This is a genomic window from Clostridiaceae bacterium (genome assembly GCA_012840395.1).
GTDB lineage: Bacteria > Bacillota > Clostridia > Acetivibrionales > DULL01 > DULL01.
In genome coordinates this window covers 1-9,151 of sequence record DULL01000067.1, presented here as the reverse complement: position 1 = coordinate 9,151, position 9,151 = coordinate 1, and the positions used below count along the sequence as shown (strand labels likewise).

At 34.7% G+C, this 9,151-nt stretch carries 9 protein-coding genes; 5 read left to right on the top strand and 4 right to left on the bottom strand.

Features of this window, described 5'->3' with window-relative positions; translation table 11 throughout:
• Window positions 1–212: 212 nt before the first annotated feature.
• The 3 genes from GXX20_08530 to GXX20_08520 all read right to left on the bottom strand — a co-directional run bounded on the left by GXX20_08530 (window position 213) and on the right by GXX20_08520 (window position 3,029).
• The gene (locus GXX20_08530) at window positions 213–1,208 is read right to left on the bottom strand and encodes a 3-phosphoglycerate dehydrogenase (protein ID HHW31699.1); all 996 of its coding nucleotides are present in this window, start codon (window positions 1,206–1,208) and stop codon (window positions 213–215) included.
• A 36-nt stretch (window positions 1,209–1,244) separates the two neighbouring features.
• Window positions 1,245–2,075 carry a carbohydrate ABC transporter permease gene (locus tag GXX20_08525; protein ID HHW31698.1) on the bottom strand — a complete coding sequence of 277 codons (831 nt, stop codon included), beginning with the start codon at window positions 2,073–2,075 and terminating at the stop codon, window positions 1,245–1,247.
• A 63-nt stretch (window positions 2,076–2,138) separates the two neighbouring features.
• Window positions 2,139–3,029, bottom strand: coding sequence for a sugar ABC transporter permease (locus GXX20_08520; protein ID HHW31697.1), 891 nt, complete (start codon window positions 3,027–3,029; stop codon window positions 2,139–2,141).
• A 225-nt stretch (window positions 3,030–3,254) separates the two neighbouring features.
• Here GXX20_08520 and GXX20_08515 point away from each other — a divergent pair, with 225 nt between their 5' ends.
• On the top strand, window positions 3,255–4,178 hold the full coding sequence (locus GXX20_08515; protein HHW31696.1) for a transposase: 924 nt from the start codon (window positions 3,255–3,257) through the stop codon (window positions 4,176–4,178).
• 235 nt (window positions 4,179–4,413) lie between these two features.
• Here GXX20_08515 and GXX20_08510 read toward each other — a convergent pair whose 3' ends face one another.
• A complete protein-coding gene (locus GXX20_08510) occupies window positions 4,414–5,217 on the bottom strand; it encodes an HAD-IIA family hydrolase (protein ID HHW31695.1) in 804 nt (267 codons plus the stop codon).
• Between the two features lie 225 nt (window positions 5,218–5,442).
• Here GXX20_08510 and GXX20_08505 point away from each other — a divergent pair, with 225 nt between their 5' ends.
• The 4 genes from GXX20_08505 to GXX20_08490 all read left to right on the top strand — a co-directional run bounded on the left by GXX20_08505 (window position 5,443) and on the right by GXX20_08490 (window position 8,820).
• Window positions 5,443–6,546, top strand: a complete 1,104-nt coding sequence (locus tag GXX20_08505; GenBank protein ID HHW31694.1) for a Gfo/Idh/MocA family oxidoreductase — start codon at window positions 5,443–5,445, stop codon at window positions 6,544–6,546.
• 36 nt (window positions 6,547–6,582) lie between these two features.
• Entirely contained in the window at window positions 6,583–7,020 is a 438-nt protein-coding gene (locus GXX20_08500) for a hypothetical protein (GenBank protein HHW31693.1), read from the top strand.
• Entirely contained in the window at window positions 7,017–7,463 is a 447-nt protein-coding gene (locus GXX20_08495) for a hypothetical protein (protein ID HHW31692.1), read from the top strand. Before GXX20_08500 ends, GXX20_08495 begins: the two co-directional genes overlap by 4 nt.
• Before the next feature lie 292 nt (window positions 7,464–7,755).
• A complete protein-coding gene (locus GXX20_08490) occupies window positions 7,756–8,820 on the top strand; it encodes an amidohydrolase family protein (protein ID HHW31691.1) in 1,065 nt (354 codons plus the stop codon).
• Window positions 8,821–9,151: the final 331 nt, after the last annotated feature.

Sequence of the window (9,151 nt, the reverse complement as noted above, 5' to 3'; positions counted from 1 at the left end):
GCCAGCTATTTTATGTCTACTACGCATAGGTGGTCTTGTTGTTATGCCTTTTTTGCTGCCAGGAGTTTTAGGAAATTTTTAAAGATTTTTTCTTAAAAACTCTTGACTTTTATTAGCTGGTCTTTTTAATAATTATTTTTTGTTTAGCTAATGGCTTATGCCAGTTTTTACCCGATTTATGCGATAAAGATTATTGCGTTTTGACATAGTACCTATTTATTAGCTTGAATAGGAGGATTCAGATAGTTAGGAGGAAATTGTACTTCATATTTGCCATCAAAAAAGTCAGTTATAGTCTTATACAGGCAATGCTCTGTTCTTACTTTGGATTCAAATGAACTTGCTGCTATATGGGGAGTAACGTAAGCATTTTCTTGTAAAACCAAAGGATCTATTCTGCTGATAGGTTCATTGCATAATACATCTAATCCTGCGGCACGTATTTTTTTATTCTTTAAAAAATATAGCAGATCTTCTTCGTTAATAACTTGACCTCTTGAGGTATTTATCAAAATGGCATTTGGTTTCATCAGAGACAGAAGCCTTTTATTTACTATTCCTTTTGTAGTGGGAAGCAGGGGAATATGTATGCTGACAATATCACTGATACTGAAAAGTTCTTCAGGAGAATTTACAAACATTACTCCATACTGTTTTATAGCTTCATTTTCTACCACATCATAAGCGTATTTCTTAACGTGGAAACCCATTAACATGCGTGCAAGATTTCGGGCAATGGCTCCTGCACCATATAATCCTACTGTTTTTCCATCCAGTTCAAAACATTCGGTATCCAGTATGTTGTATTGACCTATCTTTGCTAATTCAATTCCTACGGAGAACTTTCGGTTGGCATTTAGAATATGAAGAAGGGCTAATTCAGCAACTGAAGCGGCATTCATGCCTGCAGCATTAAATACGGCAATACCATGACGTCTTGCAGCCACAAGATCTATGTTGTTGTATCCTGTTCCATAGCGGATAATCATTCTAACTTTGTCCTTTACAGCTGAAAGAGTTCTTTCATTCCAGGGCTCCACACCTGAAATGACACCTATGCAGTCTTTGCAATAGCGAATTGTTGATTCTTCATCTGTGCTGGATATAAAACCACGTTCATAGGTAAAACCGTTTTTCTCAAGCCCTTCGGTAATGATATGTATGTCAAGATTATCTCTTACATTTATAAAAATTTTACCTCTGGTCAAAATGAATCCCCCTTTTTAATGTCTTTTTTTTGCAGTTCACTGTTTTATGCTTCCTGCAGTAAGACCACCAACCAAAGCATTTGATGCTACCATATATATAATGAGAATAGGCAGGCAGGCTACTATGCCACCGGCCATAATCTGGCCCCATGGATACAAGTCACCCCAGATAAGGGCATTTATAACCAGGGGAAATGTACGAAGATTCTTATCACTGATGTTAACCAGAGCATGCAAGAATTCACCCCAACATTGAGTAAAAGAAAATATGAACGTAGTGACAATACCTGGTGATGCCAATGGCAAAACAATTCTTACCATACTGCTTATCCTCTTGCATCCGTCTACCAGGGCTGCTTCTTCAAGTTCAAAAGGTATGGAACCCAGGTATGGAATCAAAATCCATGTGGCATAGGGTATAGTGAAAGTAGGATATATAAGCATTAAGGCATAAAGAGAGTTTGTAAGACCAATATTGGTCATAAGAACAAAAAGAGGAATATATAAAACCGCAGCGGGGATTAAATATGTATATAAAATTATACGTGAAGCAAACAGTTTTCCTTTAAATTTTAAACGGGCAATGGAGTAGGAGGCTGGCAGGGAAACAATAATAGTAAAAGTTGCAACTGTCATGGCAACAATAATGCTGTTGCTGATGCCTCTTAAATAGGTAGTTTCGGTAAATAGGGCAATATAATTGCTTAAAGTGAATTTTTGAGGCCAAAATGTAGGTTTCCTCAGGTAAATTTCACTCATTGGTTTAAAAGATGTTATTATCATCCAGTAAATAGGGAACATTGAAATTAATATTGCAATGCCCAGGACTGTAAAGCTAAATATGTTAAACCATGGACTCTTCTTCATTTTTTCCTCCTTTTGATGAACATTGTGTATTTAATGCGTATTTAATGTGTATTGATTGTATATTTATTGTGTATTACTTCTGGTTGAAAGCCTTGTTACCTGAGTAATAAGCAGAATTAGTATTGGCATTGCCAAAACAGATACTGCAAGAGCTTTTCCTATCTGCATGCTTTGAATAGCAGTGGTGTAGCTGAATACTGTAATTACTGCAGTTTTTCCGTTTGGTCCTCCTCCCGTTAAAAGCCATATGGATTCGAAATCGTTAATTGTCCATATAGTAGATACAAGGGCTGACAAAAGTGTAATATCCCTGATAGAAGGCATTGTAATATTAAAGAATTTCTGTATCCTGCTGGCACCATCTATTGATGCTGCTTCATACAATTCAAGAGGAATGGTTTGAAGCTTGGATAAAATAGTGATTCCAAAGAACGGAACACCGCGCCACACATTGACAATAATTATGCAGATAAATGCAGACCCCGCTGTAGCGAGCCAGATAATGTTTTCGTCAATTAAACCCAATGCAGATAATAATCCGTTTAAAGCTCCTCCCTGATTGGCAAAAATCCACTTCCAGTTTAAAACGGCTACCAGATTGGGTAATGTCCAGGGTATCAGCAATAATGCTCTTACAAAGCTTCTTCCTCTAAACTCCATATTGAGTAATAAAGCCATAATAATCCCAAAAAGTGTTTTGAAAAAAATTGCAAATACTGTATATAAGCAAGTGGCTTTTACAGAATTTAAGAAATTTATGTTTGTGATGAGATTCTTGAAATTGCTAAGTCCAGTAAAAACTGCTTCTGCTCCTATAACTTTATTTGAAAAACTAAATACAATACCCCATAATAAGGGGAAGAAGAGAAGCAGTGCCAGATAAATAAAGGCCGGCGCAAGTAATATTATTGCAAGTCGGGAGTCCGAGCGGCGCAAACCATATCTTTTGATCATGTTATACCCTCCTCTTGAGTATGAGCTTTGTCCAAGGAGCAATTAAAAAACCAATCCACTATAAATATATGAATCTACATGAACGTATATTTATAAAAATGTGATTTTTATAACGATAGTTCTGGGTGAGATATGTGGGTGAGATATGGGACAGTTCTGCACATTATGCATATTTATTGACAAATTGTAACAATAATGTTAAAATACAACATGAGGTGTTAAAAAATGCCAAGAGTTGCAAGAAAAAAGTCGAATGATGCCATGTATCATGTGATGTCCAGGAGTATCAGTGAAATAAATTTGTTCCAGTGTGATGATGATAAATCCTATTATCTTATGCTTCTTAAAAGGTACAAGGAAAAATATCATTGCAAGGTATATTCCTTTATTCTTATGGACAACCATGTACATATATATATAAATCCTTGCGGTGCTGATATTTCCACCTTCATGCACAGCTTGAATACCGCATATGTGATTTATTTCAATAAGAAATATGACCGTCATGGGCATTTATTTCAAGGAAGATTTGGAAGTACAATTGTAGATAATAATACCTATAGCCTTACTTTAACTGCCTATATCCACAACAATGCGAAGGATTTGCCGGGATACTCTGGTAAGGAAGAATATTACCCATACTCATCTTATGGTATTTATTTGGGACTTATCAAAGATAAATTTGAAATTGTGGATACAGATTATGTACTTAAGTTATTTGGAAGTGATAAAAAGAGTGCGCGGCAAAAGTATAGGAGTTTTGTAGAATCCATGAAGGATACCGGTATCATGAAGGAAGTGGATGAAAATATAATGACGGCTTACACTGAAAATGAGTATGTATGCGATAAATACTATGTTATAAGAGATAGATCACCTGATGAGATATTGCACAAGATAGGGAAGATTTTAAATGAAAAGCTTTCAGAATGGTTAAGATTAAAATACAGCAGAGAAGCCAACAATTTAAGAGCGTTTACCGTATATACGCTAAGGATATTATGCGGATATACCTATAAGGAACTATGCAAGTATATTGGAAACATGTCAATATCAGGTATTTCAAGGCTTTCTAAGGAAGGATTCGACCTATATAAAAAGAATAAAGTGTACAAAAATGCTCTTAACTCATTAATTTTAATGACTTAATCTCTTAACTTAATTCCAATAAAAATAATAGTTAAGAAATTATTAATTAAATCATGATAATAAATATCATTAATATAATGAGGCTGTCAGTTAGAATTTTTTTAAATACGATAACTGACAGCGTTTTTATGCGATATTTAAGGATTTAATAAAATTATTGTAAAGTTTCAAAATAGTATACAATAATTCGTTTTAAAATAAATTGGATACATCTTTCATAAATAATGAGTGCAAATTAAACAGAAATGTCCCCAATATCCCCAGTTTCCATTTGAATTATGTCCTTTAGAGTATTAAAGCACTTGTCGGGTTTTATGGAGCTTTTTTCTAAATCAGAATGTGTTGTTACTCCGGTAAAAACCAAATACCCAGGTATATTATTGTTTTTTGCGAATAATATGTCAGTGTCCAGTCTATCACCAATAACTACACAGTCTTCTCTATTGCATCCCAGCATTTTTACCGCACTGTCAAACATATGCCTAAAAGGTTTCCCGATAATAACAGGCTCCTTATTAACTGCATACTGAACGGCAGCGGTTATTGAACCCGTATGAGGAATGAATGTTTGTCCGTGAGGGATTACATTATCCATATTAGTAGTTATAAATTCTGCACCATTCAAAATATTGATACATGCACGTTTTAACTGTGAGTAAGTCATTTGCTGGTCATATCCTATTACCACTACTTCTGAATATTCTCTTTCTGAAAGATGATTTGTTAAATGAATCCCTGAAGTTTGCAGAATTTCTAGAAAACTGGGTGAACCTATCACAAACACCCTTTTTCCAGAATGATGCTTTAAAAGATAATCTCTGCAAGCCATTGAACTGGTTAGAACATTATCTGCTGTTGTAGTTATACCCATTGCCTTAAGTCTTGCGACAATACCATCAGGATTATTTAGAGGGCAATTTGTAGTGAGAAGATATTTTCTATTATTCTTATTAAGATAGTCTATAAATTCAGCAGCATGTTCAATAGGTTCATTTCCTCGATATAAAGTTCCATCCAGGTCTATTAGATAAACATTCATAATTAAGCATCTCCAGTGTTTCCAAAAATTATATCACTAATTATACCATCAAAAAAAATATTTCATCAATTATGTAATCTTTTATATACCTAAATTTATATACCAAGATTAAATTTTTGCCCAGAATAAATTTGTACCTACAAAAATTTATGATATCTATTACTTTATATTTATGATAAAATCATAATTGCCTATGTAAACAAAGAATTCTTATTGAGGTGGTATATGAAAAAATATAAGGTTCTATTGCTGGGTGCCAGCGGGATATATGGCACAACCTGGTATAAAGAAATTACCAGACTGGAGGTTACTGAGCTTATAGGTGTATGTGCTTCATCTATGGAATCATTTTCAAAGTTACCACCTGTGACAAGGACACCTCACGACTTTTATGACAATATTGAAAAAGCAATTTATGAATGTGATGCAGATATTGCTGTTATCGTACTTCCCACACATATGCATGCAAGGGCTTGTGACCTTGCCCTGAAGAAGGGCATGCATATTATCTGCGAAAAACCTGTAACTGCAAATTTGCAAGAAGCTGCCCAATTATGTGAAGAAGCCAAAAAACATCCTGATCAAAAATTTATGGTAGCCCAGAATTACCGCTTCCATAATCATATCAGAACTTTAAAATGGGCTGCGCAAAATAATATTGCCGGTCAAATATCCAATATATTATATGAATTCCGCAGACCGGAAAATCTGTGGGGTTATCGGACAAATATGGAGTTGCCTCTCCTGAAAGATGTATCAATTCATCATTTTGATCTTATGCGCTATATCACAGGAAAAAACTGCACAGAAATATATTCCGTTGCATATAAACAGCCTTGGTGTGAGTTTAGGGACAGAGCATCCGTTGAGGCTATTATAAAAATGGAGGATGGTGTAATAGTAAATTATACCGGTACCTGGTCAAGCCGGGGAGCTGAAACTTTATGGGATGGAAAGATTACAATGTTTGGAGATAAAGGGTTGTTAACCTTAGATGAGAAGGGACAGGTTATTTATATCCCTGCAGAAGGCCAACCCAAAGTTTTGGAAAATATCAGCGATAAAACAAATAGAGATACATACAAGCTAACAGGAGAATTATCCAAAGAATTATGCAAAGGAAAAGACAGTCAGGTAAATAACTGCAAAGAAGAAACCCATAGATGCTTTTCTGAACAGCAGAAGGTACTCTTGCACTTGATCCAATGCATTGAGGAAAATAGAGTGCCTGAAACTTCTATTTGGGACAATTATAACAGTTTTGAAATGCAGTGGGCAGCAGAAGTTTCTATAAAAGAAAACAGGCCTGTAAGACTTACAGGATTATAATTATATAAGATAATATGAGTGATTGGAGTGAAAAATGTGGCGCCAAGCAGAGATTGGTATATAGCATATAATGTTATTTTTAACTGGTTTACGGCTCAGTATGGAGTGGAAGGATTTGATGAATATATCCTTGAGATAACAAAACGCTGTTATCCTGAGTTAATACAGAAAATAAAAGAAACAGGCCTTGAGGGGATACGCGATTATTATGTCGATGTTTTCAATACTGACGGTACCACATACTCAATGAAAGAAGATGAGGAAAGTCTTACCTTTGAAATTGAAGATTGCATCGATTACCAAATTATGTCCGAGTCAGATATGTCATGTGCAAGACCATGTCTCCATTACTGCCGTCATCACGAAATAATGAATACATATTTTGCACAACTATGTAATTGTGAGTTTTCTATGGCATACTGCAATGGCAAGGGTCAATGCAGATGGATTTTCAAAAGGGGGAGTGAGGCATGAGAATAGCTGATTTTATTGTAGTATATAATGAAACTTTTAAATATATATATGAAAAAGATGGCCCTCATTATGTTAAAGCTCTCTGGAGAGCAATTTCCGAAAACTACTGCAAGCATCTGGATAAATTAATTCGGGAAAAAGGCTTAGATGGTATGCTGGAATACTGGGGCGGTGCTCTGGAAGAGGAAAAAGCCGATTACACAGTAAAAATTGAGAATGATGTCTTTTGTATGGATATGCATGCCTGCCCTTCTATTGCCGAACTGAAATCCCGTAACAGGGAAATATTTGGAGGGGAACTTAACTATTGTATGCATTGCCCGCATCTTTATCCGCCTGTGGCAAGAAAACATGGATATGAAATGAATTATAATATTGAGTACGATGAAAATGGAAATTGTACCGGACGTTGCCACATGAGAGCGTGGAAAAGGGATGTATAAGCGGCTTAATAACAAATTTTGAAAAAAAGAATACAAAAATAATAATTAAATAAAAATAACGCAAAAGATATCGAAAATATATTCATTAAAGAAGGATATTCACTATAAATATAGAATTCTTCTATACTGATTTAATATATCAGGATAGATTTAAAATAATGAATTCTTTACATATTTAAACTGAATATTCAGCTAATTTAAACTAAATATTTAGCTAAAATAATTATTAAAATCATTAGCTGTGAATAATTACTGAGCTAGGGCATGCAAGAATTATAGGAGGGGGATTATATTGACAGAACAAGAACGCTATGAAAAAGTAGATATGCCTTTTTATAAAAAGGTAATATCACCAACACTTCCAGAAGAAATTCTAGATTTTCATACTCATTCATGGATAGCCGGACAGTGGATCAGCAAGGAAAAACAAGATGCCTACAATGCTCTGAATTCAGCTTCCCTTGGCACATTTTCCGCTGCCCGTTATATGACCACAGAGTTGGAATATGGGATGGAAAAGCTTCTAGAAGATGGGAGAAGGATGTTTCCCGACAAGACATATAGTGCTGTATGTTTTGGACAACCTACTCCTGCCGTAGATATTGACAAGACAAACAGTTACATTGCCAAGTATTCTGGTACCAAGGGTTTGTACCCGCTGAGGGTAACCGGAAAGAATAAGGTACCAGCTGAAGTATTAAGACAGGAAATTCTGGAAAATGGTTATTATGGATACAAAGTATATCTGGACTGGGTAGGAAATGATTATGGTAATGTTCGGGTAGAGGACATGATAGGACCTGTTGAAATGGAACTTGCAAATGAATTAGGCCTTGTGGTTTTGCTTCATGTTCCAAGATCCGGGAGACTTGCAGATACGGAAGTGCAGAGGGGTGTAAGAAAGATTGCAGAGCATTATCCAAATGCAAGTATAGTATTAGCACATTGTGGAAGATGTTATCATCCCCTGGAAATGAAAAATGCAATTGAATCAATAAGGAATCTTAACAATGTTTATCTTGATACTTCCATGGTTATGGATGTTACAGTACTGCAAATAGTTTTTAATTATATTCATTCCAGTAGGGTACTATTTGCCACTGACTTTCCTGTTGCAGCCATGAGGGGAAAAAGAGTTAATATAATGGACCACTGGGTTGATGTAGTCTTAGAAGGTTATCCTGAAAGTGATTTTAGAGTGGGTTCCAATAATATGAGGGCATCCTTTATGGCCTATGAAATTATCCTTGCAATTAATATTGCTGCTGAAATGAGCGGAATAAGTGTGGAAAAAACTAAAGATATTTATTACAACAATGGAATTAAATTGCTGAAAAAAGCTATGTCATGCAGGTAAACATATTTGGATTTTGATAATATTGATACTTTTTACGTATAATATATAATATTTATATATTGTTATTATATTATATTACAAATATTTACGATTATTTGTAATATAATACAGTTGTTCATCAAATATTGACACAATAAAAAAGTATTATATAATATCTAATTATTAAAAAAATTATCACTTAAGTTAAAAAGAAAAATTTAAAAAGAAGTCAAGTCCAAATTAGTGTGTAAATTACCTCGGTTGTTAAACGGTAGTTAATCAGCTAATAACCATAAGCTTTTATGCCGCGAAAGCTGTTGATAATGAGTACAGGGCATGTTAGGCTGGATTG